Source organism: Oceanobacter sp. 1_MG-2023 (assembly GCF_030689025.1).
Classification (GTDB): domain Bacteria; phylum Pseudomonadota; class Gammaproteobacteria; order Pseudomonadales; family Oceanobacteraceae; genus Oceanobacter.
In genome coordinates this window covers 124,257-150,973 of sequence record NZ_JAUYWA010000005.1, presented here as the reverse complement: position 1 = coordinate 150,973, position 26,717 = coordinate 124,257, and the positions used below count along the sequence as shown (strand labels likewise).

The 26,717-nt window shown below is 55.8% G+C and carries 35 protein-coding genes and 1 riboswitch; of the genes, 8 read left to right on the top strand and 27 right to left on the bottom strand.

Annotated elements, in window-relative coordinates; translation table 11 throughout:
• Positions 1-260 precede the first annotated feature (260 nt).
• The 6 genes from rutA to Q8W22_RS05630 are packed head-to-tail and all read left to right on the top strand — an operon-like array spanning position 261 to position 4,432.
• Positions 261-1,352, top strand: a complete 1,092-nt coding sequence (rutA, locus tag Q8W22_RS05655; RefSeq protein WP_303434701.1) for a pyrimidine utilization protein A — start codon at positions 261-263, stop codon at positions 1,350-1,352.
• On the top strand, positions 1,349-2,104 hold the full coding sequence (gene rutB, locus Q8W22_RS05650) for a pyrimidine utilization protein B (RefSeq protein ID WP_303434700.1): 756 nt from the start codon (positions 1,349-1,351) through the stop codon (positions 2,102-2,104). Before rutA ends, rutB begins: the two co-directional genes overlap by 4 nt.
• Positions 2,101-2,484, top strand: a complete 384-nt coding sequence (gene rutC / locus Q8W22_RS05645; protein ID WP_303434699.1) for a pyrimidine utilization protein C — start codon at positions 2,101-2,103, stop codon at positions 2,482-2,484. The genes rutB and rutC overlap by 4 nt, the downstream gene beginning before the upstream one ends.
• 15 nt (positions 2,485-2,499) lie before the next feature.
• A complete protein-coding gene (gene rutD, locus Q8W22_RS05640; RefSeq protein ID WP_305415470.1) occupies positions 2,500-3,297 on the top strand; it encodes a pyrimidine utilization protein D in 798 nt (265 codons plus the stop codon).
• Between the two features lie 11 nt (positions 3,298-3,308).
• Positions 3,309-3,899: a malonic semialdehyde reductase gene (locus tag Q8W22_RS05635; protein WP_303434697.1), complete on the top strand. Its 591-nt coding sequence runs from the start codon at positions 3,309-3,311 to the stop codon at positions 3,897-3,899.
• 11 nt (positions 3,900-3,910) lie between these two features.
• A complete protein-coding gene (locus Q8W22_RS05630) occupies positions 3,911-4,432 on the top strand; it encodes a flavin reductase (RefSeq protein ID WP_303434696.1) in 522 nt (173 codons plus the stop codon).
• Between the two features lie 84 nt (positions 4,433-4,516).
• Here the strand turns inward: Q8W22_RS05630 and hemW are convergent, their stop codons facing one another.
• The 18 genes from hemW to Q8W22_RS05540 form a co-directional block, all read right to left on the bottom strand.
• Entirely contained in the window at positions 4,517-5,662 is a 1,146-nt protein-coding gene (hemW, locus tag Q8W22_RS05625) for a radical SAM family heme chaperone HemW (RefSeq protein ID WP_305451787.1), read from the bottom strand.
• 2 nt (positions 5,663-5,664) lie between these two features.
• Positions 5,665-6,162 (bottom strand): hypothetical protein, encoded by a 498-nt coding sequence (locus tag Q8W22_RS05620; RefSeq protein ID WP_305451786.1) that lies wholly within the window; start codon positions 6,160-6,162, stop codon positions 5,665-5,667.
• 96 nt (positions 6,163-6,258) lie between these two features.
• A complete protein-coding gene (gene rdgB, locus Q8W22_RS05615) occupies positions 6,259-6,867 on the bottom strand; it encodes an RdgB/HAM1 family non-canonical purine NTP pyrophosphatase (RefSeq protein ID WP_303434693.1) in 609 nt (202 codons plus the stop codon).
• Positions 6,868-6,954: 87 nt separating this feature from the next.
• Complete coding sequence (locus Q8W22_RS05610; protein WP_303434692.1) at positions 6,955-7,401, bottom strand: DUF4426 domain-containing protein; 447 nt, start codon at positions 7,399-7,401, stop codon at positions 6,955-6,957.
• Complete coding sequence (metW, locus tag Q8W22_RS05605) at positions 7,401-7,997, bottom strand: methionine biosynthesis protein MetW (RefSeq protein WP_303434714.1); 597 nt, start codon at positions 7,995-7,997, stop codon at positions 7,401-7,403. Before metW ends, Q8W22_RS05610 begins: the two co-directional genes overlap by 1 nt.
• Before the next feature lie 20 nt (positions 7,998-8,017).
• A complete protein-coding gene (locus tag Q8W22_RS05600; RefSeq protein WP_303434691.1) occupies positions 8,018-9,172 on the bottom strand; it encodes a homoserine O-acetyltransferase in 1,155 nt (384 codons plus the stop codon).
• Positions 9,173-9,236: 64 nt separating this feature from the next.
• Positions 9,237-9,998 carry a twin-arginine translocase subunit TatC gene (gene tatC, locus Q8W22_RS05595; protein ID WP_305415467.1) on the bottom strand — a complete coding sequence of 254 codons (762 nt, stop codon included), beginning with the start codon at positions 9,996-9,998 and terminating at the stop codon, positions 9,237-9,239.
• Complete coding sequence (gene tatB / locus Q8W22_RS05590; RefSeq protein ID WP_305451785.1) at positions 9,995-10,450, bottom strand: Sec-independent protein translocase protein TatB; 456 nt, start codon at positions 10,448-10,450, stop codon at positions 9,995-9,997. The genes tatC and tatB overlap by 4 nt, the downstream gene beginning before the upstream one ends.
• On the bottom strand, positions 10,450-10,704 hold the full coding sequence (tatA, locus tag Q8W22_RS05585; RefSeq protein WP_303434688.1) for a Sec-independent protein translocase subunit TatA: 255 nt from the start codon (positions 10,702-10,704) through the stop codon (positions 10,450-10,452). Before tatA ends, tatB begins: the two co-directional genes overlap by 1 nt.
• A gap of 21 nt (positions 10,705-10,725) precedes the next feature.
• Complete coding sequence (locus tag Q8W22_RS05580; RefSeq protein WP_303434687.1) at positions 10,726-11,058, bottom strand: histidine triad nucleotide-binding protein; 333 nt, start codon at positions 11,056-11,058, stop codon at positions 10,726-10,728.
• Between the two features lie 36 nt (positions 11,059-11,094).
• Positions 11,095-11,427: a phosphoribosyl-ATP diphosphatase gene (locus Q8W22_RS05575; protein ID WP_303434686.1), complete on the bottom strand. Its 333-nt coding sequence runs from the start codon at positions 11,425-11,427 to the stop codon at positions 11,095-11,097.
• Positions 11,428-11,468: 41 nt separating this feature from the next.
• Positions 11,469-11,852, bottom strand: a complete 384-nt coding sequence (gene hisI, locus Q8W22_RS05570; protein WP_303434685.1) for a phosphoribosyl-AMP cyclohydrolase — start codon at positions 11,850-11,852, stop codon at positions 11,469-11,471.
• A 127-nt stretch (positions 11,853-11,979) separates the two neighbouring features.
• Positions 11,980-13,617, bottom strand: a complete 1,638-nt coding sequence (gene ubiB / locus Q8W22_RS05565; protein ID WP_305451784.1) for a ubiquinone biosynthesis regulatory protein kinase UbiB — start codon at positions 13,615-13,617, stop codon at positions 11,980-11,982.
• Between the two features lie 3 nt (positions 13,618-13,620).
• Complete coding sequence (locus tag Q8W22_RS05560; RefSeq protein WP_303434683.1) at positions 13,621-14,283, bottom strand: SCP2 domain-containing protein; 663 nt, start codon at positions 14,281-14,283, stop codon at positions 13,621-13,623.
• Complete coding sequence (gene ubiE, locus Q8W22_RS05555; RefSeq protein ID WP_303434682.1) at positions 14,283-15,044, bottom strand: bifunctional demethylmenaquinone methyltransferase/2-methoxy-6-polyprenyl-1,4-benzoquinol methylase UbiE; 762 nt, start codon at positions 15,042-15,044, stop codon at positions 14,283-14,285. The genes Q8W22_RS05560 and ubiE overlap by 1 nt, the downstream gene beginning before the upstream one ends.
• A 192-nt stretch (positions 15,045-15,236) precedes the next feature.
• Complete coding sequence (locus Q8W22_RS05550; RefSeq protein WP_303434681.1) at positions 15,237-15,827, bottom strand: YggT family protein; 591 nt, start codon at positions 15,825-15,827, stop codon at positions 15,237-15,239.
• Between the two features lie 88 nt (positions 15,828-15,915).
• Complete coding sequence (gene proC, locus Q8W22_RS05545; protein ID WP_303434680.1) at positions 15,916-16,734, bottom strand: pyrroline-5-carboxylate reductase; 819 nt, start codon at positions 16,732-16,734, stop codon at positions 15,916-15,918.
• Entirely contained in the window at positions 16,731-17,474 is a 744-nt protein-coding gene (locus Q8W22_RS05540; RefSeq protein WP_305415463.1) for a YggS family pyridoxal phosphate-dependent enzyme, read from the bottom strand. Before Q8W22_RS05540 ends, proC begins: the two co-directional genes overlap by 4 nt.
• A 149-nt stretch (positions 17,475-17,623) precedes the next feature.
• Here Q8W22_RS05540 and Q8W22_RS05535 point away from each other — a divergent pair, with 149 nt between their 5' ends.
• Positions 17,624-18,658 carry a type IV pilus twitching motility protein PilT gene (locus tag Q8W22_RS05535; protein ID WP_303434678.1) on the top strand — a complete coding sequence of 345 codons (1,035 nt, stop codon included), beginning with the start codon at positions 17,624-17,626 and terminating at the stop codon, positions 18,656-18,658.
• Between the two features lie 34 nt (positions 18,659-18,692).
• On the top strand, positions 18,693-19,808 hold the full coding sequence (locus Q8W22_RS05530) for a PilT/PilU family type 4a pilus ATPase (protein ID WP_303434677.1): 1,116 nt from the start codon (positions 18,693-18,695) through the stop codon (positions 19,806-19,808).
• 6 nt (positions 19,809-19,814) lie between these two features.
• Here the strand turns inward: Q8W22_RS05530 and Q8W22_RS05525 are convergent, their stop codons facing one another.
• The 9 genes from Q8W22_RS05525 to pyk form a co-directional block, all read right to left on the bottom strand.
• Positions 19,815-20,633, bottom strand: coding sequence for a class III extradiol ring-cleavage dioxygenase (locus Q8W22_RS05525; RefSeq protein WP_305451783.1), 819 nt, complete (start codon positions 20,631-20,633; stop codon positions 19,815-19,817).
• 75 nt (positions 20,634-20,708) lie between these two features.
• Positions 20,709-21,170, bottom strand: a complete 462-nt coding sequence (locus Q8W22_RS05520) for an isoprenylcysteine carboxylmethyltransferase family protein (RefSeq protein ID WP_303434675.1) — start codon at positions 21,168-21,170, stop codon at positions 20,709-20,711.
• Positions 21,171-21,245: 75 nt separating this feature from the next.
• The gene (gene moaE / locus Q8W22_RS05515) at positions 21,246-21,743 is read right to left on the bottom strand and encodes a molybdopterin synthase catalytic subunit MoaE (RefSeq protein WP_305451782.1); all 498 of its coding nucleotides are present in this window, start codon (positions 21,741-21,743) and stop codon (positions 21,246-21,248) included.
• A 1-nt stretch (position 21,744) separates the two neighbouring features.
• Positions 21,745-21,996: a MoaD/ThiS family protein gene (locus tag Q8W22_RS05510; protein WP_303434673.1), complete on the bottom strand. Its 252-nt coding sequence runs from the start codon at positions 21,994-21,996 to the stop codon at positions 21,745-21,747.
• A complete protein-coding gene (gene moaC, locus Q8W22_RS05505) occupies positions 21,993-22,508 on the bottom strand; it encodes a cyclic pyranopterin monophosphate synthase MoaC (protein WP_305451781.1) in 516 nt (171 codons plus the stop codon). Before moaC ends, Q8W22_RS05510 begins: the two co-directional genes overlap by 4 nt.
• A gap of 21 nt (positions 22,509-22,529) precedes the next feature.
• Positions 22,530-23,075, bottom strand: coding sequence for a molybdenum cofactor biosynthesis protein B (gene moaB, locus Q8W22_RS05500; RefSeq protein WP_303434671.1), 546 nt, complete (start codon positions 23,073-23,075; stop codon positions 22,530-22,532).
• Between the two features lie 5 nt (positions 23,076-23,080).
• Positions 23,081-23,707 (bottom strand): molybdenum cofactor guanylyltransferase, encoded by a 627-nt coding sequence (locus Q8W22_RS05495; protein WP_303434670.1) that lies wholly within the window; start codon positions 23,705-23,707, stop codon positions 23,081-23,083.
• Between the two features lie 30 nt (positions 23,708-23,737).
• Positions 23,738-24,727 carry a GTP 3',8-cyclase MoaA gene (gene moaA, locus Q8W22_RS05490; protein WP_303434669.1) on the bottom strand — a complete coding sequence of 330 codons (990 nt, stop codon included), beginning with the start codon at positions 24,725-24,727 and terminating at the stop codon, positions 23,738-23,740.
• Positions 24,715-24,888, bottom strand: a riboswitch (molybdenum cofactor riboswitch). (Overlaps the previous gene by 13 nt.)
• 195 nt (positions 24,889-25,083) lie before the next feature.
• Positions 25,084-26,520 (bottom strand): pyruvate kinase, encoded by a 1,437-nt coding sequence (pyk, locus tag Q8W22_RS05485; RefSeq protein ID WP_305451780.1) that lies wholly within the window; start codon positions 26,518-26,520, stop codon positions 25,084-25,086.
• Positions 26,521-26,717: the final 197 nt, after the last annotated feature.

Here is a 26,717-nt window from a genome sequence, read left to right as displayed (position 1 = left end):
GGTTGCCGCATTCTACCCCATTGTGCTGCCTGCAGCTCAAGCGCTTGATTTGTGCCCCAATTCGGACCGGAGCGCACAAACCAAGTGCTCTAAATCAGACTATTTGGTCTGAACTAAAACACAAAAAATAACTAAGTAATTGATATATATCAACAATATCAAAATGGCACACTTGATGCTTTGGTCTTATTACAGCCAAGCCGCAAAGCAACATAACAGGCGCCAAGGCAAATCTATTACCAAACCCTGAGGGCAGAGCAATGAATGTAGGCATCTTCATACCTATCGGCAACAACGGTTGGCTGATCTCCAAGAACGCTCCGCAGTACATGCCAACGTTTGACCTGAACAAGACCATCGTCCAGCGCGCCGAGCATTATGGCTTTGAATTTGCTCTGTCGATGATCAAGTTGCGCGGCTTCGGTGGCGAGACCGAATTCTGGGAACACAACATGGAATCGTTCACGCTGATGGCCGGTCTGGCTGCCGTCACCGACAAGATCCAGCTGTTTGCTACCGCCGCAACCCTGACCATTCCGCCAGCCATTGTGGCACGTATGGCCTCAACGATTGATTCCATTTCCCACGGCCGCTTTGGCGTTAACCTGGTTACTGGCTGGCAGAAGCCGGAGTACTCGCAAATGGGGTTGTGGCCTGGTGATGAGTTCTTCGCCAATCGTTACGACTACCTCAGTGAATACGCCACGGTATTGCGCGACCTGTGGACAACCGGCACGTGCGATATGAAAGGCGAGTACTTCCAGATGGACGACTGCCGCGTCAGCCCCAAACCCCAGGCCGACATGAAAATTATCTGCGCTGGCCAGAGTGAAGCGGGAATGGCCTTTACCGCCAAATACGCCGACTACAACTTCTGTTTTGGTAAAGGGGTCAACACGCCAAAAGCCTTTGCTCCAACGGTTGAGCGACTGGAAAAAGCCACCGCCGACAGTGGCCGGGATGTGACCTCCGTAGCGCTGTTTATGGTGATTGCTGCGGATACCGACGACGAAGCCCGCGCCCGCTGGGAATCCTATAAAGACGGTGTCGACGAAGAAGCCGTTGCCTGGCTTGGTCAGCAAGGGGCCGCCGATACCAAATCCAAAGGCGATACCAATATTCGCCAGATGGCCGACCCGACGTCTGCGGTCAATATCAACATGGGCACGCTGGTGGGTTCGTTTGCAACCGTCGCCGGCATGCTCGATGAAATTGCTGAAATCCCCGCCACCAGTGGTGTGATGCTGACGTTTGATGATTTTGTTCAGGGCATCGAAGATTTTGGCCAGAAGATTCAGCCATTAATGAAAAGCCGCAAACACGTTGTGGATATGTTGGAGAATGCGTCATGAGCAGTATTGATAATCCGGTTGTGGGTTATGCCCCCGACCAGCAAGGTGATGTCAGCATGGTGCTGCCCGCCAGTCCGGAATCGTTGGCAATCAATGTCAAAGAAACGGCGCTGATTGTGGTCGATATGCAGAACGCCTATTCCACCAAGGGCGGTTATCTCGACCTGGCCGGTTTTGATGTGTCGACCACCGGGCCGGTGATTGAATCCATCACCAAAGCCATCAAGGCCGCCCGTGCGGCGGGTGTGCAAGTGGTGTTCTTCCAGAACGGCTGGGATGCGGAATACACCGAAGCCGGCGGCCCTGGCTCGCCTAACTGGCACAAGTCCAACGCCCTGAAAGCGATCCGCAAGAACCCGGAACTGATGGGCACGTTGCTGGCCAAGGGTACCTGGGATTACGATCTGGTGGATGAACTCAAGCCTCTGCCCGGCGATCTGGTGATCCCCAAACCACGTTACAGCGGCTTCTTTAATACCGCTCTCGACAGCATGTTGCGCAGCCGCGGCATCCGTAATCTGGTGTTTACCGGGATCGCCACCAATGTCTGCGTGGAATCAACCCTGCGCGACGGCTTTTTCCTCGAATACTTTGGCGTTGTACTGGCCGATGCCACCCATCAGGCCGGGCCGGACTACGTCCAGCAAGCCGCCCTGTACAACATTGAAACCTTTTTTGGCTGGGTCAGCACTGTCGATGACTTCTGCACCACCCTGGCCGCCTCTACCCCAACCCAAGGAGCAACCGCATGAGCAAGCAAACAGTCCTTCCTGCCGGTACCGGCAAACCGTTAGCACCGTACGTTCCTGGCTCCATGGCCGATGGCGTGTTGTACGTATCCGGCACCTTGCCGTTTGATAAAGACAACAACGTGGTACACGTGGGTGATGCCACTGCGCAAACCCGTCACGTGCTGGAAACCATCAAGGGTGTGGTGGAAGAAGCGGGGGGCACCATGGATGACGTCACCTTCAATATGATCATGATCCGTGACTGGAGTGACTACCCGGCGGTTAACGAAGTCTACGCATCGTACTTTCCGGGTGAAAAACCGGCGCGTTACTGCATCCAGTGTGGTCTGGTAAAACCGGATGCCCTGATCGAAATCGCCAGCATCGCGCATGTTGGCTAACCGATGAGCAATGTCATGCATATTGAAATTCATGGCCGGCAAGACGCCGATGCCCCGACGCTGGTTTTCAGCTCGGGGCTAGGTGGCGCTGCCCATTTTTGGGCACCGCAGCTGAGCAGCCTGGGCAAAGACTTCCGCATTGTCCTCTATGATCAACTCGGCACCGGGCATAGCCCGGCCGAATTGCCTGAAGGTTACGCAATTGGCGATATGGCCAATGAGCTGCAACGCCTGTTAGCCGAGTATCACATTGGCGACTACCATCTGGTGGGGCATGCGCTGGGTGGTTTGGTTGGTCTGGAACTGGCACTGCAAAAAGCCCCCGGACTCAAAAGCCTGACGCTGATGAACGCCTGGGCCAAGGCCAGTCCTCACACCGCTCGCTGCTTCTCGGTACGCAAGCAGCTGTTGGCGGGTGCCGGTGCTGCTGCCTATATCGAAGCCCAGGCGCTGTTTCTTTATCCGCCGACCTGGATTGCCGAACATATCGAGCATCTGGAAGTGGAAGAATGCAAACAGCTGGCAGGGTTTCCTCCGGTCGAGAATCTGCTACGACGCATTCAGGCGCTGCTGACGTTTAACCCGGGAGAAGCCTTGTCCAAGGTTGAACAGCCCACTTTACTGCTCGCCAACAGTGATGATTCGCTGGTGCCCTGGACCTGCTCCCAAGAGCTGCAACGGGTACTGCCCAACGCCACTCTGAAAGTCTTTGATTACGGCGGCCATGCTTCCAGCATCACCTGCGCCGAGACCATTAATACAACGCTGGCCGATTTTATTCACAGTGTTGCACCTACTACTCCAGCGGCCTGAGCGAGGGCTTTATGAACGAACCACTTGATTCCGGCGCTCTGGCGCAATTGTTTACTGAAGCCCGCAGCCACAACGGCTGGCAAGACCAGCCTGTGCCAGACAGCCTGCTGGAGCAGCTGTACGACCTGGTCAAAATGGGCCCGACCTCTGCCAACTGCAGCCCGGCACGTTTTGTGTTTGTCCGTACCGCAGCAGGCAAGGAGCGTCTGAAACCTTGCCTGTCATCCGGCAACCTCGACAAAACCATGACCGCGCCCGTTACCGTCATTGTTGCTTACGACAGCGAATTCTACGACGAGCTGCCAGCACTCTTTCCCCATGGTGACGCCCGCAGCTGGTTTACCGGCACACCAGAACTGATTTACGAAACCGCTTTCCGTAACAGCTCGATGCAAGCGGCCTACCTGGTGTTTGCCGCCCGCAGCCTGGGTCTGGATACCGGGCCGATGTCCGGCTTTGATAACGCCGCCCTGGATCAGGAGTTTTTCAGTGACGGTCAGTGGAAGTCGAACCTGTTGATCAACCTGGGCTACGGCGACAGCAGCAAGGTCTACGACCGTCTGCCGCGTCTGGACCTTTCCAAAGCCTGTCTGTTTTCCTGAAGGAGCCTGCTATGTTGGCCGTCAAAACCCCAGAAACCGCGCCGCAGACTGTTAGCCGCGACGTATTCCGTAGCGCCATGTCGATATTGGCTGCCGCCGTTAACGTCGTGACCACCGAAGGCCCGGATGGCCGTGCGGGTTTTACCGCAACCGCGGTGTGCAGTGTCTCGGATGAACCCGCCAGCTTGCTGGTATGCCTGAACCGCAATGCCTCGGTCTACCCGGCATTTCGCGACAGCGATTACTTGTGTGTGAATACCCTGAGCGCCGATCAACAGGCGTTGTCGAATACCTTTGGTGGCAAATCCCCCATGGCCGAACGTTTTGCGGCAGCGCAGTGGAGCACCGACGTTACCGGCTCACCAATGCTGGACGGCGCGCTGGTCAACTTCGACTGCCGCATCAGCAACCGTGTTGCCGCTGGCAGTCACGATATCCTGATCTGTGAGATTGTCGGTATTCGCCAGCAGGAAAGTGGCGATGGCCTGATTTATTTCCAGCGTGGTTATTGCAACGCCACACCGTTGGGTTAAAGCGCGGATACGCAATACGGCCATAACCGTGGGGATGTTCTCTGCGGTTGTCCGTATGAACAGGACACACGCCACGGACGGGCCCTAGAGAAATAACCCCAGTAATTCATTCAGGTACTGTTGGCCGCGTTCGGTGGCCCGGATGTCTTGTCCTACTTCCAGCAGCCCCATGGCTTTGGCTTTGGCGATGGGGGCGGCAACGCTGGCCAGTGTTTGGCCGGTACGTTGCTCAAAGCATGCAACGCTGATGCCCTGGCGCAGGCGCAGGGCATTCATCAGGCATTCCAGCCCCATGTCGTGGGCGGCAATTGGCTGGTTACCGGCAAGGAATGGCTTGTCGGGGTTGAGGTAATCACTGGGCTGGCGGGTTTTCCAGCGCCGGGCGCTGTGGATCTGGCCCCGGCTGTCGAGCCAGCTGACTTTGCCGTGCGCACCGGCACCAATGCCGAGGTAGTCGCCAAACTGCCAGTAGTTGAGGTTATGCCGCGCCTGTTTGCCGGGTTGGGCAAAGGCGGAAATTTCATAGTGGGCAAATCCGGCGTCGGCCAGGCGTTGTTGGCCGGCGTCCTGAATATCCCAGAGGGTATCGTCTTCGGGCAGCACTGGCGGGCGTTTGTAAAATTCGGTGTTGGGTTCGATGGTGAGCTGATACCAGGAGAGATGTGGCGGGTCAAAGCTCAGGGCGGTGTTGAGGTCGTCCATGGCGTCGGCTAACGACTGTCCGGGAAGGCCATGCATCAGGTCGAGGTTGAGGTTGTCGAACCCGGCAGTCCGGGCAGCCGTGATGGCGGCTTTGGCCTGGTCGCTGTCGTGGATGCGGCCGAGTTTCTGCAAGTGCAGGTCGTTAAAGCTCTGGATGCCCATCGACAGGCGGTTGATGCCGAGTGCACGGTAGGCGGCAAAACGGTCGGCTTCGAAGGTGCCGGGGTTGGCTTCCAGCGTGATTTCGATATCGTCGGCAAACGTTAGCCGTTGGCGCAAGCCGTTGAACAAGCTGGCGTAAGCCTGCGCCGATAACAGGCTGGGGGTGCCTCCACCAATAAAAATGGTCTGGATGACACGCCCATAGCGGTGTTCCAGCTCGCTGTCGAGGTCATTTAACAGCGCTGCCACATAGTCTGTTTCCGGTAATTCGGTGCTGGCTGTGTGCGAGTTGAAGTCGCAGTACGGACATTTGCGAATGCACCAGGGCACATGGATGTACAGACTGAGTGGCGGCAGCTGGCGCATGCTCAGTTCCAGTTGTTGTCGTGGTGCTCGCCGTGGTGTTCACCTTCATGATGCTCGTGGTGCTCACTGTGGTGTTCACCTTCATGGTGCTCCTCGTGGTGCTCACCGTCATGACCCTGTTCATGGCCACCTTCGTGTTCACCTTCACCTTCACCTTCACCTTCACCTGCGTGTTCGCCATCGGAGTGTTCACTGGCGTTTTCGTCGCCTACTGCCTCGTCTTCTTTGGCGGGCAGCAGTTCTGCAACTGCGACATCAAGAGTCTGCAGCAAGGCCTGAACCTGGGCTTCCATTTGGTGTTGCTGGTGGGAAAGGCGGGTTTGCTCCTTGTCCAGTTCATCGTTCTGTTGCATCAATTCGGTATTTTTTTGCTCGGCAGTGGCCAGAGCTTGCTGGGTTTGTTCCAGGTCTTCCTGCAGTTGCAGGTTTTCCAGTTGCAGGTTTTCCAGGGTTTGAATGGTCTGGGTGATCTTTTGCTGTAACTGCTCAAGTATTTCCACGATGTGCTCCTTTTCTCGATTAACAATGCACCACATGGTGTGCAGAAAACCCCTCACCGCATAACAACAGAGTGTGACGGGGTAAAACAATAATAGTCAGGGTTGCCAGCGTTGCAGCAGTTGCTGCATGGCCTGGCCCCGGTGTGACAGGGCATTCTTACGGGCCTTGTCGAGATCCGCCGCGGCACATTGCTCCGCCGCGACATAAAACAGGGGATCGTAACCAAAGCCGTTGCTGCCGGATGGCGAGGTTAATATGGTGCCTTCCCAGTGGCCTTGAAAGACTTGGGGGGTCGGATCTTCGCCATGGCGCATGTAGACCAGTACACATTGGAATCGTGCCGTGCGCTGTGCTGCCGGAACGTCGGCCAGGCGTTGTAATAGCAGGTGATTGTTGTCGTGATCGCCGCTACCTGCCTGGTTCATGCTGGCAAACCGGGCGGAATAGATACCTGGCTGCCCTTGCAGGGCATCTACTTCGAGACCGGAGTCGTCGGCCAAGGCGGGCAAGCCGGTGATGGTCGCAGCGTGGCGGGCTTTGAGAATGGCGTTTTCGACAAAGCTGAGGCCGGTTTCGTCCGCGTCGCTGACACCAAGGTCACTCTGGGGGATAAGAGTGATGTGGCGGTCGGCAAAGTGGCTGTCGAACAGCTGGGAAAATTCCCGTAATTTGCCAGCGTTGCCGCTGGCGAGAACGATTTTCATAGCAGAGCCTTATGGCGCATCGCAAGGTGTCCGGGCATACCGGGCCGCGTTGGCGTTACCCGGTGTGCTGCTGGCGACACGGGTGGATTATTCTTCTTCGTAAAAACGTTGGCTGAAACGGACATCGAAGTGCTTGTTGATGCCATCGGGGGCAACGTCGAGCCGGATTCGATAGGTTTCTTCTTCATCAAAGCGGAACGTCGCAATGTAATAGACGGCGTTGGTTTCCTTGATTTCCTTGAACTGCAGTTCGTTTTCCTGGCCGATCAGGTTTTTTAACGTGCCTTGAATCTGTGCTGTCACTGGCTTGGGCAGGACGTCATCGCCGGGGTTGTTCAGTACCGAAATACTGAGGAATCCCAAGCTGCGCGAGCGTTCTATGCCATAGGCGCTGGCCACGTCTTCACTGAGGAAGCTGCTGGTCAGGCCGATGTAGTGGACTTCATAGTCGCCAAATACCTTTTTTTGTTCACCGCGATCGGCCAGGGCCGTCAGGCTCAATAGCATCAGACAGGTGGTTAGTAGTGCTTTCATCAGCGTCTCCGGGTCAGGTGATAGATGGCAATTTCTCCTAACAGTGCAGGCCAGAAGTTGATCGACCAGTGTTCCTGGTGGTGATCATCCAGCACGGTTTTACGGAGAATCCGAATGTGTTTTTCCGCACACAGTGCTTCAAAGTCGGCCACGGTACACAGGTGAATATTGGGGGTGTTGTACCAGGCATGGGGCAAGGTTTCCGACATTGGCATCCGGCCCTTGAGCGCCAGGTATAGCCGGGTGCGCCAGTGGCCAAAATTGGGGAAGGTGACAATGGCTTCATCACCGATGCGCAGCATTTCGTCGAGCAGGGCATCGGGCCGTTCAACCGCTTGTAACGCCTGGGTCATGATGACGGTATCGATGCTGTTGTCTTTGTAATTACTCAAGCCTTCGTTCAGATCCTGCTCGATCACGTTGATGCCATTGGCAATGCAGGCGGAGATATTGTCCGGGTTGATCTCCAGCCCATAACCTCGCACGTTTTTGTGCTCTTGCAGGTAGTGTAACAGTTGGCCTTCGCCACAACCGAGATCCAGTACCTGACTGTTGGGTTGCACCCACTGCTGGATAATGGACAGATCGGCTCGCAGGTTGGCCAAAGATGTCTGACTCATGAGTGTTTCTCCACGTCGTTGGCAATGCGGCCCATATAGGCGCGGAGGACCTGGTGGTAGCGGGCGCTGGGCAGCAGGAAGGCATCGTGGCCACCGTCGGAATCAATGCAGGCGTAGCTGACGTTCTTGTCGGCTTCGATCAGGGCGTTGACGATTTCTTCGGAGCGCTCCGGGGCAAAACGCCAGTCGCTGGTAAAGGAGACGACCAGGAAGTGGCAGTGCGCCTGACTCAGGCATTTGACCAGGTCGTTATCGTAATCGCCGGCGGGGTCGAAGTAGTCGAGGGCCTTGGTCATCAACATATAGGTGTTGGCATCAAAGCGGGTGCTGAATTTCTCGCCCTGGTAATGCAGGTAACTTTCGACCTGAAACTCTGGGCTGAAGCTGTAGTTCAGCTTGCCTTCCCGTAGCTCGCGACCAAATTTCTGCCGCATGGCGTCATCCGACAGATAGGTCAGATGGCCCAGCATCCGCGCCTGGGTGAGGCCGACTTTGGGAATGGTGTTGTGTTCCAGATAGTTGCCGTCGTGGAAGTCCGGGTCTTTGGCTATGGCCTGACGGGCGACTTCGTTAAAGGCAATGTTCTGTGCCGACAGTTTGGAGGCTGAAGCAATCACTACGGCGTGACGTAACCGTTCCGGGAATTGAATCGACCAGCGGATAACCTGCATGCCGCCGAGGCTGCCACCGACAACGGCAGCCCATTGCTGGATTCCCAGATGGTCGGCCAGTTGCGCCTGACTGGCAACCCAGTCACGCACGGCAACAATCGGGAAGTCGGGGCCATAGGGCTTGCCGGTTTCCGGGTTTGGGCTGACAGGGCCGGTGGAACCGGAGCAGCCACCCAGATTGTTCAGTGAAACAATAAAAAACTGGCTGGTATCGATCGGTTTGCCCGGCCCGATGGCGTTGTCCCACCAGCCGGGTTTGGCATCATCCATATGATGATAACCGGCAGCATGATGGTCGCCGCTGAGGGCATGACACAGCAGTATGGCGTTGGAACGTTCGGCGTTGAGTTCGCCGTAGGTTTCATAAACGAGGTCGTATTCTGGCAGCACGCGACCACTACGAAGTGTCAGTGGTACATCGGAATGAAATTGCTGGGGAGTAACCAGACCGACGGAATCGTCAGGGATAACTTCCGGCATGGTGGGCGTATTCCTGGAGTATAGAAGCTGGGTAAAAGGCGAGTGTAGCAGTAATCGCGGGGAATCACAGGGTGTCTGTGGCGTCCTGCGGCTCGTCTTCATCGACGGGTTGGCGGATCAGGCGAGCGGCCAGTATTCCCCCTTCAAACAGGGCGTACATGGGCAGCGCCAGAATGGTTTGAGAGATAATGTCGGGAGGTGTCACCAGCATGCCGACAACAAAACAGCCAAGGAAAATATACGGCCGTTTTTCACTCAGGGAAGCAACGGTGGTGATGCCGCTCAAGACCATCAGAAAGGTGGCCACAGGTATCTCGAAGGCGAAGCCAAAGGCAAAAAAGATCTTCAGAATAAAGTCGAGTACGTTGGCGATGTCGGGCATAAACGAAATGCCATCCGGCCCGGCCATGGTAAAAAAACCAAACGCCAGCGGCAGGACCACGTAGTAGGCAAACAGAATGCCGGTGTAAAACAGGATGGTGCTGGACAGCAACAGCGGTACGGCAAAGCGCTTTTCATTTTGATACAGGCCCGGTGAGATAAACCCCCAGAGCTGGTGCAGCATAAAGGGCATGGCGATCAGTACCGCCAGTACCAGTGTCAGCTTGAACGGCACCAGAAAGGGTGAGGCAACGCCGATGGCGATCATTTGTCCCTGGGTTTCAGGGAGCAGGACCGAGAGCGGCTGAACCAGTATCAGATACAGGTCGTTGGCAAAATAGAACATGCCAAGAAACAGTGCCAATACCACCAGCACCGACTTCAGCAAGCGGTTGCGCAGTTCGACCAGATGGGCAATAAGGGGTTGTTCCTGATCCTGGCTCATGATTCGGGCTTGATGTCCTTGGCAGGTGGTGTCGGTATATCGGGCAATATACGGGGTTGGTCGCCGGTACCAGACGGGTATTCAGGGTCGATGGCTGCCGGTGATACGGCTTCCCGGCTGTCGATGGCTGGTCTGGCTGTGGCTGCTGCTGCGGTCGCCGGTTCTGCCGCAGGGGGCTGGCCGTGGTCTGTACCCTTTGCGCTGTCCCGCACGGCGGCTGGCCGACGGTCGTCGTCATCGAGAAACGTGGCGTAAGGGTCCTTGAGTTTTTCCCGCAGTTCATCGGCCCGTACCTGGCGCTCCAGTTCATCCTGGAAGCCACTCATGGTACGGCGCACACGGCCAATCATCAGGCCAACGGTACGGGCTGCCTTGGGCAGACGCTCCGGGCCAAGCACCAACAAACCAAGGACGCCGACAACCACAAGCTCGAGAAAGCCGATATCAAACATCAGTGCTTGTCTTTCTGCTCGCTGAAGTCAGCATCTTTTTCCACGCTGCCAGACTGATCAGACATCAGCGGTTTGGGTTTGGCCGGGGCGGCAGCGTCGTCGTCCTTGTCGGCGCCTTCGTTCATTGCACTTTTGAAGTTTTTGATGGCTCCGCCAAGATCACCGCCCATATTGCGCAGTTTCTTGGTGCCAAAAATCACGATCACGATGACCAGGATGATAACCAATTGCCAGATGCTGATACCGCCAAGCATAAGTGTGTCCTCGTTGAGTGCTCAGAATCCGGGCAGCGCAGAGCCGCCCAGAATATGAAAATGCATATGAAATACTTCTTGTCCGCCTTCGACACCGGTATTGGTGATGGTGCGATAGCCGGTCAGGTTCTGGGTGGCGGCAATACGCGGAATAGTCAGCATCAATTTGCCCATCAAGGCGCTGTCTGTGTCGTTGAGGTCGTTGAGATTGACGATATGGCGTTTGGGAATCACCAGCAAGTGAGTCTCTGCCTTGGGGGCAATATCGTGGAACGCCAGAAAATCATCGTCTTCGTAGACCTTGTTGGCCGGAATCTCGCCTGCCACTATTTTGCAAAAAATACAGTCAGTCATCTTGATGTCCTTACGGATAAACGTATGGCAGCGGGGTTATTGGTCGCCGCGTGACGCTTTTTCTTCCAGCCCGGACATATTGAAGCGACGGGCCAGTTCGTTAATCACGGCTTCCGGGCGTTCACCCAGATGCGCCAGCGCTACCAGGCTGTGAAACCAGAGGTCGGCGGTTTCGTAGATAACGTCCTGGTTATCACCACTGCGCTCGGCGTCCTTGGCGGCGATAATGGTTTCGGTGGCTTCTTCACCCACTTTTTCCAGAATCTTGTTCAGGCCCTTGGTGTACAGACTGGCCACGTAAGAGGAATCTGCCGACGCGCCTTTGCGTTCGTCGAGGATGTCACCCAGGGAGGAGAGAATATCACTCATTTTTATAACAGCTCTGTGAATTATGGAAGATCAGACCCGATCTAGTAGATTTCTTGCGGATCTTTTAATACCGGGTCAACCGCGACCCATTCGCCGTCCTGCCACACTTGATAAAAGCAGCTTTCGCGGCCGGTGTGACAGGCAATGCCGCCTAATTGTTCGACCTGTAACACAATGACATCGGCATCGCAGTCGAGGCGGACTTCATGCAAGGGCTGGATATGGCCCGATTCTTCGCCTTTGCGCCACAGCTTCTGGCGTGAGCGAGAGTAATAAATGGCGCGATTTTCCTCAATGGTCAGAGCGAGGGCTTCGCGATTCATCCAGGCCATCATCAGGATGCGACCGGTTTTGTAATCCTGGGCGATGGCGGGTACCAGACCCTTGTCATCCCATTTTACGGCATCTAGCCAGTTGCTGTTCATGTTGCGTATTACCTGCTGGTCGACACGCTGAAGCCGTGTCGAAAATTCAAACGGTGCCGCCAATGGTGTGGTGACTGGCGCGGTGGTGTTATCCGGGCTGTGAGCATACCGCAAGCGGTTACGGTCGTCAGGCCTTGAGTAATATCCATAACAACCCTAGCAAGCTGATGCTGATACCAAGGGCGTCGGTGATGCCCAGTGCAAAGGCTTGCCACCACAGAAACAGGCCGCCGACGGTCATCAGACTGGCCAGAATATGATGGCGTTTTTGCTGGTTCTGATATTCCAGTGCCTGACGCAGGGCGGTGATTTCGCGTTGCAACTGCTGCTGGTTTTCGTCCATGTGGTTGATGCGAGTGAGCGCACCATGCAGCAGCCCTGGCATTTTCGGGGCTTTTTCGATCCAGCTCGGCAGTTGCCGTTTGAGTTCCTGAAACGCCGCCTTGGGGCCAAAACGGTCACGCACCCAGCGCTCCAGGTAGGGCTTGGCGGTGCTCCACAAATCCAGCTCGGGATACAGTTGACGACCCAGCCCTTCGATATTGAGCAGGGTTTTTTGTAGCAGTACCAGTTGGGGCTGTACTTCCATATTGAAGCGGCGAGCGGTGCTGAACAGCTGGATCAGTACCTGGCCAAAGGAAATCTCCGCCAGTGGTTTTTCAAAGATGGGTTCGCAGACACTGCGAATGGCCGCGGCCAGGTCATGCACCTTGGTGGTCGCGGGTACCCAGCCAGAATCGACGTGTAACTGGGCAACCTGATAATAGTCCTGATTAAAAAAGGCCAGCAGGTTCATGGCCAGATAATGCTGGTCTTCGTCGGTCAGGCTACCGACGATGCCGCAGTCGATACCGATGTATTGTGGCGATTCGGGGTGCTCGCGGGAGACAAAAATATTACCGGGGTGCATATCGGCATGGAAAAAGCTGTCGCGGAATACCTGGGTAAAGAAGATCTCAACGCCACGTTCGGCGAGCAACTTCATATTGGTGCCCTGGGCCCGCAGCTCATCGATATTGGCCACAGGAATACCGTAAATACGTTCACTGACCATCACGCTGGTGCGGGTGTAATCCCAGTACACTTCCGGAATATAGAGATCGTCGGAGTCGGCAAAGTTGCGGCGCAACTGCGTGGCGTTGGAGGCTTCAATCTGCAGGTTCAGCTCGCCGTAAATGGTGTGGCGGTAATCTTCGACCACTTCCATCGGCTTCAGGCGGCGGGCGTCGGCGGAATAGGTCACGGCCAGTTTTGCCATGGTTTCGAGCAGCTGCAAATCCCGTTCTATCGTATGTTCGATGTTGGGACGAACCACCTTGACTACCACGTCCTTGCCATCAAACAGGCGGGCGGTGTGTACCTGGGCAATGGAAGCCGAGGCCAATGGCGTCGGAGAGAATTCGGCAAACAGCTGCTCGACGGACTGGCCCAGCTGGGCTTCGATCAAGGCGATGGCCTGATCTTCCGGAAAGGGCGGTACCTTGTCTTGCAGGCGTTTCAGTTCCTGCACCATATCGTCGGGCACAAGATCGGGCCGGGTCGAGAGGATCTGGCCGAACTTGATGAAAATCGGTCCCAGTGCTTCCAGCGCCAGTCGCAAGCGGGCACCACGACTGAGGTTGGGCGGTACCGGACTCAGACGCCAGGGTGCTATCCACAGCAGAATCCTCAAACTGAACGGCAGGTGCTGCAGCGGAATCAGGCCATCGAGGCGGTACTTGCTGAAAACAAACAGGATTTTCCATAAACGCCAGAGTCGGGACACGATTTATTTCTCTCCCTTACCTGGTTGCGTCGAACGGCTCGCTTCCAATAACTGGATGCGAGCGGCCAGGCGGTCGGTTGCTAGCTTGAGTTGGTCGATCTGGTCGGCAACCTGATCCATTTCAGTCTGGGAGACCAGTAATCCGGCTTCTTCCACTGCGTAGTCCCGGGCGGCGGTGGACATGGTTTTGGCGGTGGCTTGTCCCCAACTCATCAGGCCCCGCAGGCCTGCGCCGATCTGGTGGGCTATCAGGCCTCCGGTGGCCGGGCTGATCATGGCTTCCCAGTCGATATCGAGTTGATCCATCAGGCGGCTGAGTGCCATGGCCAGTTCGGTGTCACCTTCGATGGCGACAGCGCCTGACATCAGTACACTGGCCTTGTTGTTGGCACGGGCAAGGCTGATAAAGTCGGGCAAGGTACCTGTGAGGGTGACATCCGCCATGGCCAGCTCGTCAGGGTCCTGTTGGGACAGCCCCAGTTCGATGCCCTGGTCGAGAATACGCAGCGACAGGGTTCCGGTCGCCACCAGACGAATATGCACCAGTCGGCCGTTATAGCGGCCCAGCTGTTGCAGGGTGGCAGGATCGTAGCGCAAGGCGTGATTGATTGCCGCTTCCCATGGCAAACACAGGGCATGGGTCAGTTCTGCTGGCAGAGAAAACATCAGGGTTTGATTCCCCGGTGCAAAGCGACCACGCCGCTGGTGAGGTTATGGTAGGAACAACGTACCAGTCCGGCGTTTTCCATCATGCCTTTGAGGGTTTCCTGATCCGGGTGCATGCGGATGGATTCGGCCAGGTAACGATAGCTGTCGGCATCGTTGGTCACCAGTTTGCCCATAAACGGCAGTGCCGAGAATGAGTAGAGGTCGTAGGCCTTGCTCATCAAGGGGTTGGTGGGCTTGGAAAACTCCAGCACCAGCAGGCGACCGCCGGGCTTGAGTACCCGGGTGATGGACGCCAGTGCGCCATCCTTGTCGGTGACATTCCGCAAGCCAAAGGCAATCGTCACCACATCAAAACTGTTGTCTTCGAATGGCAGGCATTCGGCATTGGCCTGGACGTACTCGATATTGCCAACGTAACCCTGGTCGGTCAGACGGTCGCGGCCGACATTCAGCATGGAGGAATTGATGTCGGCCAGTACTACCTTGCCTTGAGGGCCAACAATACGGGCGAATTTCTTGGTCAGGTCGCCAGTGCCCCCGGCCAGGTCGAGTACCTGATTGCCAGGGCGAACACCGCTCATTTCGATGGTGATGCGTTTCCACAAACGATGCACTCCGAACGACATCAGGTCGTTCATCAGATCGTACTTGGCGGCGACCGAGTGGAAGACATCGGCAACCATTGCCTGTTTCTCGTCAGTAGCGACGGTTTTGTAGCCAAAATGAGTGGTTTTTTGATCCGGCGGTTGTTGCGACATTAGGCACCTCCAAATGTGGTCGGTCATTTTAGCCATGCGCGCGGCGAATGTCTTGCGCTGTGCCTGTTTGTCGTATGCCGACGGGTAAATCAAGGCGGGAGCAGGTTCTGGATTTGCAGGCCGGAGGAAAGCCGGTGGCGATTGTGCGGGAGAATGGCATGGGCAATCGTTGCCCATGCCACATGGTTGGCATTATATGCCGATGGCGATGCCTGTTGGCATACTGGAGAGTGTGGCCAGTTGGCCAATAACCATGATTTCGAGTACCTGGATCAACAGGAAAGCGATAATCGGCGACAGGTCCAGGCCACCCAGGTCGGGCATGGCATTACGGATTGGACGAATGGCGGGTTCCAGAATCTGGTTGATCAGAATCAGCGCCGGGTTGTAGCTGTTGGGAGCTACCCAGGAGGCGATGACGGTAATCAGCAAGCCCCAGAAGTAGATGTTGAGCCAGAGTGACAGCACACCAATCAGCGCCCATACCAGCAGATAACCCCATGGCAGCATAAATTGACCGGCAATCATCAGAATGGCGACCATTAACAGCAGCTGGGCAAGATAGGTCAGCACCAGTGAGGCGATGTCCAAGCCACCAAAACCGGGAATGACCCGACGCAGCGGCACCAGTAGCGGATTGGAAAAACGCAGAATGAATTGGGAAATCGGATTATAAAAATCCGCCCGTACCAGCTGCAGCAAGAAGCGCAGCAAGAAAATCAGCAATACCATGCTGCCGATGGTGTTCACCAACAGCATTCCAACTTGTGACAGGGGAGACATGATTACTCCGTTTATAGCTTAAAAAAACGCTGTGTGTTCTGGATCAGAAAGTCAGCTGGCTGGCGACATCCCACAGGGTATGCCGATGCTATTCGCTGAGTTCCCGGTTCATTGCTGCCGCACGGTTCTGGGCTGCGGACATGGCTGCCTGAACAATGTCACGAATCCCGGCTTCTTCAAAGGTCAAAACCGCTTGTTCCGTGGTGCCTTTGGGAGATGTAACCCGGCGACGTAATTCATCTGGGCCAACATCGGATTGTGAGGCCATCATGCCAGCGCCGAGTGCCGTTTGGACGGTCAGGGCGCGAGCGGTGTCTTCACTCAGACCGAGTCGGGTTCCGGCCGCGATCATGGCTTCCATCAACAGGAAGTAATAGGCCGGGCCACTGCCTGAGAGTGCCGTTACGATGTCGAGTTCCTGCTCGTCTTTCAGCCAGACGGTGGTGCCGGTGGCCTGCAGCAGCCGGTCGGCACCATTACGCTGGTCGATACTGACGCCGGGGCTGGCCATCAGGCCGGTCGCGCCGGCACTGAGTAATGCCGGGGTATTGGGCATGCAGCGGACAATGGCAGAGCAACCGCTCCACTGTGCCAGGTTCTCCAGGGTGATACCGGCAGCGATGGATACGACCAGTGGCTGGCGTGCCTTGAGGGTTTCCCGCAATGGCTCCAGCACGCTTTTCATCATTTGCGGCTTGACCGCCAGAATCACGGTATTGGCGTTGCGAATGGCTTCCAGGTTGTCGGCAAAAGTCTGGATGCCAAATTGGCTGGCCAGTGCCTGGCGCTTGTCTTCACCGGGGTCGCTGACCTGAATCATCTGGGCTGACAGGTCGCCCTGGCGTAACAAGCCGCCGATAATGGCGGTGGCCATATTACCGCCACCAATAAATGCGATATGCGTCATAGGGAATCCTCGTGTTTGTCGTGGCCGTCCGTATCAGAGTGGCTCTGCTGTCCGGGACGTGCGCCAAAAATATCTGTGCCGATTCGTACCTGGGTAGCGCCATGGCGTATGGCCAGCTCCAGGTCGTTCGACATGCCCATCGACAGTGTGTCGACGCCGGGGTACTGCTGTTGCAAGGCTTCAAACAGATGCCGCATTTGCTGGAACTGTGCGACCACAACAGCCTCATCTTCACTGGCTTGCGGAATGCACATCAGCCCGCGCAGTTGTAACCGGGGTAATGAGTTTATCATAGCCGCCAGACGGGTGATGTCTGCGGGGGGCAGGCCGGCCTTTTGTGGTTCGGCGCTGATATTCACCTGAATCAGAACATTCAGGGGCGGCAAATGGGGTGGCCGCTGTTCGTTCAGACGCTGGGCGATCTTGTCGCGATCCAGGGTTTCCATCCACTGGAAGTGTTCGGCTACTGCGCGGGTCTTGTTGGATTGTAATGGTCCGATAAAATGCCACTCGATATCGCTCAGACCAGCCAGTGCGGTGATCTTCTCGACCGCATCCTGCAGATAGTTTTCGCCAAAGCGACGCTGACCCAGCTGGTAACAGCTTTCGACCATACTGGCGGGTTTGGTTTTACTGACGGCCAGCAAGCTGACCTCTTCGGGTATCCGGCCGCTGTTCTGGCAGGCCTGCCGGATGCGGTCGCAGACGCTCTGGTAGTGTTCGGCAAGTGTTGTAGACATTAGTTACGCTTTGGTTAGGATTGAGTGGTCGTGCAGAGCATTACACGCTCTGGTATATGATGATCGTATAAAAGGTTGATCCATGCCATCACCTGGCTCAGATATCAGCTGTACGAATAAAATGTTGTGCCTACAGAGGAAAACAGGCGATGGATATTACCGAATTGCTGGCTTTTAGTGCCAAGCAAGGTGCTTCGGATTTGCATTTGTCGGCAGGCTTGCCGCCGATGATTCGTGTTGATGGTGATGTACGCCGGATCAATGTACCGGCACTGGAACATAAAGAAGTGCACTCGCTGGTGTACGACATCATGAATGACAAGCAACGCAAGGATTTCGAGGAATTTCTTGAAACCGACTTTTCGTTTGAAGTGCCAGGGGTCGCCCGCTTCCGGGTCAATGCTTTTAACCAAAACCGGGGTGCCGGTGCGGTATTCCGGACGATTCCGTCCAAGGTTCTGAACATGGACCAGCTTGGTATGGGCGAAGTGTTCAAGGATCTGGCCAGAATCCCCCGTGGCATTGTGCTGGTGACTGGCCCGACCGGTTCCGGTAAGTCGACGACCCTGGCAGCCATGATTGATTACATCAATGAAACCAAGCACGACCATATTCTGACCATTGAAGACCCGATTGAATTTGTTCACGAATCGAAAAAAAGCCTGATCAACCAGCGTGAAGTTCACCGCGATACCCTGGGCTTTAACGAATCCCTGCGTTCGGCGTTGCGGGAAGACCCGGACGTGATTCTGGTGGGTGAGATGCGAGATCTGGAAACCATCCGGCTGGCATTGACCGCTGCCGAAACCGGCCACGTGGTGTTTGGTACGCTGCACACCACCTCGGCTGCCAAAACCATTGACCGGATCGTCGACGTGTTTCCCGCGGAAGAAAAATCCATGGTGCGGTCGATGTTGTCGGAATCCCTGCAAGGGGTTATTTCCCAGGCGCTGTTAAAACGCACCGGCGGTGGCCGGGTTGCGTCCCATGAAATCATGATTGGTACCCCGGCGATTCGTAACCTGATCCGGGAAGATAAAGTCGCACAAATGTACTCGGCCATTCAGACCGGGGCGTCCTACGGCATGGTGACCATGGACCAGTCGCTCAAAACCTTGCTGTCACGTGGTCTGATTTCCCGTGAAGCTGCGCAGGAAAAAGCCAAAAACCCGGATGCTTTCTAGGCCGGAGTATTGTGACGACATGGAGTAAGCTGTTATGTCGATGGACAAGTTTTTACGTTTGATGGTCGATAAAGGCGCGTCGGATCTGTTTATTACAGCCGGTGTTGCCCCATCGATGAAGGTCAACGGCCAGATTTTGCCACTGAGCAAATCGCCGTTAGCCGCTGAACAGACCCGGGATATTGTTCTGGGTTTGATGAACAGCAAGCAGCAGGATGAGTTTGAAAGTACCAAGGAACTCAACTTTGCGATCAACGCTCGAGGAATCGGGCGGTTCCGGGCCAGTGCATTTTATCAGCGTAACGTCGCCGGTATGGTGTTGCGGCGTATCGAGACCCGGATTCCCAGTGTTGATCAGCTCGGTTTGCCCGAGATTATCAAAGAGCTGGCGATGACCAAGCGGGGTCTGATTCTGTTTGTGGGAGCGACCGGTACGGGTAAGTCCACCTCGCTGGCGTCGATGATTGGTTTTCGCAACCATAACAGCAAGGGTCATATTCTCAGTATTGAAGACCCGATTGAATATATTCATCAGCATGACGGCTGCATCATCACCCAGCGTGAAGTGGGTCTGGATACCGAAAGCTTTGAAGTGGCATTGCGGAACTGCCTGAGGCAGGCCCCGGACGTGATTATGATTGGTGAGGTACGTTCGCCGGAAATTATGGAAAATGCGGTGACCTTTGCCGAGACCGGGCACTTGTGTCTGGCCACGCTACACGCCAACAACGCCAACCAGGCACTGGAACGGGTGATTCACTTTTTCCCACCGGAGCGGCACGGGCAGGTGTGGATGGATTTGTCACTTAACCTGAAGGCGATTATTGCCCAGCAACTGATTCCAACGCCGGATGGTCGTTCACGTCGGGCGGTCATTGAGGTGCTGATCAATACACCGTTGGCATCGGACCTGATTCGCAAGGGCGAAGTTCATGCCCTTAAGCCTTTGATGAGAAAATCCACCGAAGCGGGGATGCAAACCTTCGATCAGGCCTTGTACCACTTGTATGAACAAGGCGAGATTACTTACGAAGATGCGCTGGCCCATGCGGACTCTGCCAACGATCTGCGCTTGATGATCAAGCTGGCATCCGAAAGTGATGCCGAGCATCTGACCGGTATGAGCAAAAGCTTCAAACTCGAAAACTAACGCATGTCATGCCCGGCTGTATTCGATAGCGGATATCCAGGCACCACCAAAACAGCCGTTATAAACAATGTGGCCAGGGTCCTGGCCAGCGGCTCCGGCAATCACCATCATCGGCAGCAGATGCTCTTCCCGTGGGTGTACCAGTCGGGCGTTGGGAGCCGATACCCAGTCGGCCAGTTTGCGTTTCCGTTCGGTAGGCGCTTGCAGGGCAATTTCCTGTAACCATTCATCAAATGGCCGGGACAGTTGCTGGCTGGTTGGGGTGCACAGCTGGCGCAGGTTGTGAAACGACATGCCACTGCCAATAATCAGTACACCTTCGTCCCGCAATGGCTGTAATGCCTTGCCAATCTGGATGTGATGGGCCGGATTCAGGCTGCCCAGCATCGACATCTGCAGTACCGGAATATCTGCTTCCGGGAACATCACTTTCAGTGGCACAAAGGTGCCGTGGTCGTAACCGCGCTGATCATCGCTATCGGTGGCAAAGCCAGCCTGGTGAAGCAGTTCGGCGACCCGTGGTGCCAGTTGTGGGGCGCCGGGAGCGGGCCATTGGATATGATAGGACGCGGGTGGAAAATTGTAATAGTCATACAGCATGGGCGGATGGGGTGCGGTTGCCAGGGTGATAACCGGTGCTTCCCAGTGCGCGGAAATGACCAGCAAGGCCTTGGGTCGTTGTGGCAGGGTGGCAGGGTAGTGTTGCAGGAACTGGCGCAGTGCCTGCATTTCGTTGTCACCAAATTGCCCGCCCAGATCCACAAAAGGCCACGGGCCTCCGCCATGAGGAATAAAAACCGTGGGCATGGTTAGTGGCGACGACATAGTGAGCTCCAGCGAGTAATTCTGAGGAAAAGCGGGTAGTGCGAAAGCAGTTGCCCGAAAGACTTGTCAGTTTACTCACAGCCAGCGTGGGACAGTATCCCGATAGCTGGTGAACTCTGTTCCAAAATGTTCGGCCAAGCGTTGCTCTTCCGGCTCGATCTGGAAGCGGTTGAGGTAATAGACAAACACCGGTAACAGCAACAGGGGCAATACGTGAGTCAGGTAAATAGCCCAGCCCGCAAGGTTCAGTAACAGGCCAACGTACATGGGGTTACGGGTATGGCGATAGATACCGGAGGTTACCAGGAACGCGGTGTTTTCCGGTTTCATCGGGTTGATGGTGGTGCGTCGACGGATAAAACTGATCAGTGCGATCAGGTCCAGTCCCAGCCCGGCCCCCACACAGCAACCCACCAGAATCTTGTCCATCAGTCCAAGCTGGCTCAGTGTTGGCAGGTTAGGGGATATCAGCCACATGGCGGCGGCAAAAATAATGGCTACCAGTGGCGGGGGTATCATGAGTTCCAGTCGTTTCAAACGTATTGTCCTTTTGGTCGGATCAAGGGTGCGTCAGACTGACCGCAGTGTGTTGTCACGGCTGTACGTGTCTGGCTATGGTAACGAATCCGGCGTGGCAGGGTTATCCCACTTCTGTCGGGCTTGCGTGTCGCTGCTGCGAGTGTCGACCCAGCGCTCCGACAGCGTCTCGCCTGTTGGCCCGATCAAGATCTCCTTTTTCCAGAACGGGGCCTGGCTTTTGAGAAAGTCCATGATATACGCCGCCGCATCAAAGGCGTTTTGGCGATGGCCACTGGAGACTCCGATAAAGATAATCTGGTCTTCAATATCGAGCGCACCGATACGATGAATCAGCCGCACCCGGCCCAGTGACCAGCGTTTCCTGGCGGCGGCAACGATGTCGGCCAGAGCGCGCTCAGTCATGCCGGGATAATGTTCCAGAAACAGACGTGAGATGGTGTCACCCTGATTCTGTTCTCTGACCCGGCCGACAAAAAAGACCACGGCACCATCATCGCGATTGTCCTGACAGAGCTGCTGATATTCGTCGGCAACGGAAAAATCATCACGCTGTACCCGGATATCATCCATATCAACCTCCCGTCATGGGCGGAAACAAGGCGACCTCATCGCCGCTGTTGATCACCATGGTTTCATCATTACAAAGCGACTGGTTGATGGCGACCAGAGCCTGCCCGGCTGCGAGGGAGTCCGCGTGCTCGGTAAACTGCTGTTGCAGCGCCAGGCGCATGGCCTGCACGGTGGTTGGTGCTGCCAGTGTCAGATTGATCGCTCCGGTACCAAGCTGGTCTCGCAAGCGGGCAAACAGTAATACCTGAATCATGGTGATACCTCCTGGGGGGCATCAACCTGCCAGTGACCGGTTTTGCCTCCGAGTTTTTCCAGCACCCGGATGCCACCGAGCGTCATACCGGGGTCGACGGCCTTGCACATATCAAACAGGGTCAGGGCGGCGACACTGACGGCGGTAAGGGCTTCCATCTCGACGCCGGTTTGACCCGTGAGTTTGCAGTAGCTGGTAATGCGAATGCGGTTTTGTTCTGGCTGGGGGGCGAAATCAACGGCTACCTTGCTCAGCATCAGCGGATGACAAAGCGGAATCAGCTGGCTGGTCTGTTTGGCCGCCTGAATCCCGGCGATACGGGCAACAGCAAAGACGTCGCCCTTGTGGTGATCCCCGGCCAGAATTTGTTCCAGGGTAGCCGCCTGCATGGTGACAAAACCTTCGGCCCGGGCTTCCCGGACGGTTGGCTGTTTGTTGCTGACGTCGACCATATTGGCTTCGCCACGGGCGTTGACGTGGGAAAACCCGGTTACTTCGTTGGGTTCAGACATGGATAAATAGCCTCGTACGTATCAGCCGCGGCTGTCACACAGCTGGTTGGCGGTGTTTTTCAGGCGCAAGACAAAGTTGCAGGGCTTGAAACGGCTGTCCAGCTGGCTGGCAATAATCTCGTCCCAGGCGGTACGACAGGCATTGGTGGAACCCGGCATACAGAAAATCAGAGTGCTGTTGGCCAATCCGGCAACGGCCCGGCTCTGAATGGTGGAGGTGCCGATTTGCTGATAGGAAATATGGCGGAACAGTTCACCAAAGCCATCGATGGTCTGGTCAAACAGCGGAATCATGGCATCTGGTGTGGTGTCGCGTTCGGTGAAGCCGGTGCCACCGGTAATCAGTACCACCTGGGTGGTGGCGTCGGCTATCCAGTTAGAGACGGTGGCCCGCAGCAGGTATTTGTCATCAACGACAATGCGTTTGTCGGCCAGCTGGTGGCCGGCATCGGTCAGTTTGTCGATTAACAGTTTGCCGCTGGTGTCGTTTTCCTCGGTACGACTGTCGGAAACCGTTAGTACGGCAATGTTCAGCGGCATGAATTGATCGGTAAAAGTCTTGGACATCAGAGTTACTCGCGTTCGATAACGTTGGGATAAGCACCGACTTGCTGGCTGGCAAGCCATTCGTCATGGGTGTTGGTATTGGTCAGTGCGGTAGGATTGGCGGGTTGCAGAGACAAGGCCTGGCAAAAGCTCAGCAGCCCGCGGATCGATTTGTCGGCGGTCGCCAACGTCAGCTGGTCTTCCAGATATTGCCGTACGTTGGCAGATAGTGGCAGGTACAGTGGTAGATATTCCTGCAGAAAATAAACGGCTCGATGATCACTATGGCCGGTAGTGAGCAGGTAACGCAGCGTGGGCAAGTCCATCAACGGCAGATCGACGGGCATCACCAGCAAGGCGGTTGCCTTGGGGCAGGCATTGGCAATGCTGAACAGTCCGGCCAGTGGGCCATCGTGGTGTTCGTCATTGACATCACAGACCACCAGGTGTTGCAGGTCGTCCGGGGTGGACAGGGAGGCATGGCGGCTGATAAACAGTTGTTGCAGCCCAAGCTGCTGCATCAGATCGACTTGGTGGTGCAGCAAGCTGGCATGTTCTCTGGCGGGAAGCATGGCCTTGTCTTGCCCCATGCGACGGGACGCCCCGCCTGCCAGAATCACCCCGATGGTTGTTGCCTTTGCGTGTGTATCCATATCGCCTCCGCTGTCGGGTTTATCCCGGTGTTAGCCACCCAGCATGGCAAAATGACGGGTAGCGCCCGTATTGCCGCTTTGCAGGTAATGGGTTTCGTCTTTCAGGCCCAGGCGCTGCTCCAGCTCTGCTACCAGCAGTTCGGGGTCTACGCCGGGCTGTAGTAGCGATCGTATGTCATAACCCTGTTCGCCAAACAGACAGAGATGCAATTTCCCCAGCGACGAAATACGCAGACGATTGCAGCTGGAACAAAAGTCTTTGCTATAGGGCATGATCAATCCCAGTTTGCCACGATAATCCGGATGGGAAAATTCTTCTGCCGGGCCATCATGCTGGTGGCGCATGGCGACCTGCCAGCCGGTGTCTCGCAGCTGTTGCCGGATGGATTCGCCACTGACGTGATGCTCGGCAAAAAAGACCGGGTGATCACCGGTTTCCATCAGTTCGATAAAACGCAAGGTCACCGGGGTGTGTTTGATCCAGTCGAGAAACTGTTGCAAACGCTCGCTGTTAAAGCCACGCAACAACACGGCGTTGATTTTGACATCCAGCCCGAGGCTTAACGCCCGTTCCAGCCCCGCCATGATACGGTCGAGATGTGAGTAGCCCGTGATGGCGGCAAATTGCTGTGGGTCGAGGCTGTCGATGCTGAGATTCAGGCGTTGCAGACCGGCTTGCTGCCAGTCGTCAACCTGGTCTGCCAGGCGGTAACCATTGGTGGTTAACGCCACTTGCTCGATGCCAGGTGTCTGGGCCGCCAGACTGATGATGTCGGTGAGGTCCTTGCGGACACTGGGTTCACCGCCGGTAATACGTATTTTACGGGTGCCAAGATGGGCAAAGGTTTGCAGCAGTGGTGTCATTTCTGCCAGCGTCAGTGGTTCTGGCTGATCGGTTTTCTGATAGCCATCGGGTAAACAGTAGTGGCAGCGAAAATTGCACACGTCGGTAATCGACAGGCGCAAATAGCTGAAGCGGCGACCATAACGGTCGCTCAGCTCGGGCTTGAAGCGGGTCATATACACCTTTCCAAATAAGGGAGGCCCAATGGTTTCCCATCGAACCCTGGTGGCTGGGGCGTTATGCCTTCAGGCGTCAGCCTGTGCCACGGCAGAGGCTTCATCACAGGATGGCTTGCCACCCTTGTCTTAGAAGCAACTGCTCGGCGTTTGTCAGCGCCCAGTGTAGGCGGTTTGAGTGCAAAAATGTAGCGACGCCCAATCAGGTTCAAAAAAATATTGAATGACTGTTCAGAGTGGCGAGAATAGTGTGAGTCAAAGCAGTGCCATGACAGTGTTACAGGGTTGGGGTCAGGAGTGGGATCAGGAGGGATGGAAAGCACCCGGCCGGAGAGAGTACCCGGCCGGTGTCTGGGTCAGTCTACACGCACAATTTTCATGGTGTTGGTGCCGCCCTGGGCGTTGAGATAATCACCCCGGGTAATCACAACGTAATCGCCGCTGCTGATTTCACCCGATTCTTTCAGGATGGCGATGGCAGAGGGGTTGATGGCATCCGGTTCCAGCTGGTCGGCGTAGAATGGCACGGTTTGCACACCACGATACAGTGCCACCCGGGATTGGGTGTCTTCCCGGCGACAGAAGGCAAAGATCGGCAGGGCTGAACGCAGTCGCGACATCATGCGTGGTGTTGCACCGGTTTCGGTCAGCGAGATAATTGCGGTCACACCAACCAGGTGATTGGCGGCATACATGGCCGACAGTGCGATGGTCTCTTCGATGCTGTGCATGTCTTCATACAGACGATGCTTGGAACGTTTGGCCAATGGGTGACGCTCGGCTCCCATAATAATGCGGGTCATGGCGGCAACGGCTTCAACCGGGTAGTCACCGGCAGCGGTTTCAGCTGACAGCATAACGGCATCGGTGTAGTCGAGAACGGCGTTGGCAACGTCGGAGACTTCAGCGCGGGTTGGCATTGGGCTGTCGATCATGGATTCCATCATCTGGGTCGCCGTGATCACCGGCTTGTTCAGCTGACGGGAGCGGGAGATGATTTTTTTCTGTACGCCGACCAGTTCGGCATCACCGATTTCTACGGCCAGGTCGCCACGAGCCACCATAACGGCATCGGAAGCGCGAATAATGCCATCCAGTACGGCATCGTCGGCAACACATTCTGCCCGTTCAATCTTGGAGACCAGCCCGGCATGACCACCTGCGGCCGTCAGTAGCTCGCGGGCTTCGATCATGTCGTGTTCGTCACGGGGGAAAGAAACGGCGAGGTAATCGACCAGCAGTTCTGAAGCCAGCTTGATGTCAACCTTGTCCTTGTCGGTCAGGGCTTTGGCGGACAGGCCACCACCCAGTCGGTTGATGCCCTTGTTGTTCGACAACCAGCCACCAATACGAACACGGGTGTTCAGCTTTGAAGGAAAGGTTTCGGTGACTTCCAGTTCAACGCGGCCATCATCCAGCAGCAGGATATCGCCCACGTGGGCATCTTCGATCAGTGCTTTATAGTCGATGCCGACCTGTTCTTTATTACCGGCGTCACGGTCGAGAGTGGCGTCCAGTACAAAGGATTGGCCAACATCCAGATGGACTTTTTGTTCAGCAAAGCGGGATATGCGGATTTTCGGGCCTTGCAGATCACCCAGGATGGCGACGTGACGTCCCAGTTTTTTGGCTGCTCGTCGCACCATGGCGGCACGGTCGCGGTGATCGTCAGCGTCACCATGGGAGAAATTGAGACGGAATACATCAGCGCCCGCTTCGATCAGTTGTTCGATTTTTTCATCGGTGTTGGTAGCGGGCCCAAGGGTGGCCACAATTTTGGTGCGTCTTAACATGAAGAATCTCCTGGCGGACGGTGGAGTGCAGGGTGTGATACGAAAGTATTATCTACCAAGCATGAGACGGAGTCTTTACACATGGGTAACAACGGCTGGAATTTCTGTTGTTTCCCTGATTTGGCGTGACCTTATCCTGAGTACTTGTGACTGCTGGGCAGAAAAATAGGCGTTGCTCTGTCGCAGGGCGTTTTCGG

Coding starts and splice junctions, on each gene's coding strand:
- rutB (WP_303434700.1), top strand. CDS start 1,349: ATGAGCAGTATTGATAATCCGGTTGTGGGTTATGCCCCCGACCAGCAA.
- pyk (WP_305451780.1), bottom strand. CDS start 26,520: ATGTTAAGACGCACCAAAATTGTGGCCACCCTTGGGCCCGCTACCAAC.
- Q8W22_RS05535 (WP_303434678.1), top strand. CDS start 17,624: ATGGATATTACCGAATTGCTGGCTTTTAGTGCCAAGCAAGGTGCTTCG.
- Q8W22_RS05550 (WP_303434681.1), bottom strand. CDS start 15,827: ATGTCTCCCCTGTCACAAGTTGGAATGCTGTTGGTGAACACCATCGGC.
- Q8W22_RS05540 (WP_305415463.1), bottom strand. CDS start 17,474: ATGTCTACAACACTTGCCGAACACTACCAGAGCGTCTGCGACCGCATC.
- rutD (WP_305415470.1), top strand. CDS start 2,500: ATGCATATTGAAATTCATGGCCGGCAAGACGCCGATGCCCCGACGCTG.
- hemW (WP_305451787.1), bottom strand. CDS start 5,662: ATGCGCCAGCTGCCGCCACTCAGTCTGTACATCCATGTGCCCTGGTGC.
- Q8W22_RS05510 (WP_303434673.1), bottom strand. CDS start 21,996: ATGATTCAGGTATTACTGTTTGCCCGCTTGCGAGACCAGCTTGGTACC.
- Q8W22_RS05580 (WP_303434687.1), bottom strand. CDS start 11,058: ATGACTGACTGTATTTTTTGCAAAATAGTGGCAGGCGAGATTCCGGCC.
- rdgB (WP_303434693.1), bottom strand. CDS start 6,867: ATGAAAATCGTTCTCGCCAGCGGCAACGCTGGCAAATTACGGGAATTT.
- Q8W22_RS05630 (WP_303434696.1), top strand. CDS start 3,911: ATGTTGGCCGTCAAAACCCCAGAAACCGCGCCGCAGACTGTTAGCCGC.
- Q8W22_RS05635 (WP_303434697.1), top strand. CDS start 3,309: ATGAACGAACCACTTGATTCCGGCGCTCTGGCGCAATTGTTTACTGAA.
- moaB (WP_303434671.1), bottom strand. CDS start 23,075: ATGTCCAAGACTTTTACCGATCAATTCATGCCGCTGAACATTGCCGTA.
- Q8W22_RS05610 (WP_303434692.1), bottom strand. CDS start 7,401: ATGAAAGCACTACTAACCACCTGTCTGATGCTATTGAGCCTGACGGCC.
- hisI (WP_303434685.1), bottom strand. CDS start 11,852: ATGAACAGCAACTGGCTAGATGCCGTAAAATGGGATGACAAGGGTCTG.
- proC (WP_303434680.1), bottom strand. CDS start 16,734: ATGACGCATATCGCATTTATTGGTGGCGGTAATATGGCCACCGCCATT.
- tatA (WP_303434688.1), bottom strand. CDS start 10,704: ATGCTTGGCGGTATCAGCATCTGGCAATTGGTTATCATCCTGGTCATC.
- Q8W22_RS05600 (WP_303434691.1), bottom strand. CDS start 9,172: ATGCCGGAAGTTATCCCTGACGATTCCGTCGGTCTGGTTACTCCCCAG.
- Q8W22_RS05495 (WP_303434670.1), bottom strand. CDS start 23,707: ATGGATACACACGCAAAGGCAACAACCATCGGGGTGATTCTGGCAGGC.
- moaE (WP_305451782.1), bottom strand. CDS start 21,743: ATGGATGATATCCGGGTACAGCGTGATGATTTTTCCGTTGCCGACGAA.
- Q8W22_RS05575 (WP_303434686.1), bottom strand. CDS start 11,427: ATGAGTGATATTCTCTCCTCCCTGGGTGACATCCTCGACGAACGCAAA.
- tatB (WP_305451785.1), bottom strand. CDS start 10,450: ATGTTTGATATCGGCTTTCTCGAGCTTGTGGTTGTCGGCGTCCTTGGT.
- moaA (WP_303434669.1), bottom strand. CDS start 24,727: ATGACCCGCTTCAAGCCCGAGCTGAGCGACCGTTATGGTCGCCGCTTC.
- Q8W22_RS05530 (WP_303434677.1), top strand. CDS start 18,693: ATGTCGATGGACAAGTTTTTACGTTTGATGGTCGATAAAGGCGCGTCG.
- moaC (WP_305451781.1), bottom strand. CDS start 22,508: ATGTCTGAACCCAACGAAGTAACCGGGTTTTCCCACGTCAACGCCCGT.
- Q8W22_RS05525 (WP_305451783.1), bottom strand. CDS start 20,633: ATGTCGTCGCCACTAACCATGCCCACGGTTTTTATTCCTCATGGCGGA.
- tatC (WP_305415467.1), bottom strand. CDS start 9,998: ATGAGCCAGGATCAGGAACAACCCCTTATTGCCCATCTGGTCGAACTG.
- rutC (WP_303434699.1), top strand. CDS start 2,101: ATGAGCAAGCAAACAGTCCTTCCTGCCGGTACCGGCAAACCGTTAGCA.
- Q8W22_RS05560 (WP_303434683.1), bottom strand. CDS start 14,283: ATGTTTTCTCTGCCAGCAGAACTGACCCATGCCCTGTGTTTGCCATGG.
- rutA (WP_303434701.1), top strand. CDS start 261: ATGAATGTAGGCATCTTCATACCTATCGGCAACAACGGTTGGCTGATC.
- ubiE (WP_303434682.1), bottom strand. CDS start 15,044: ATGTCGCAACAACCGCCGGATCAAAAAACCACTCATTTTGGCTACAAA.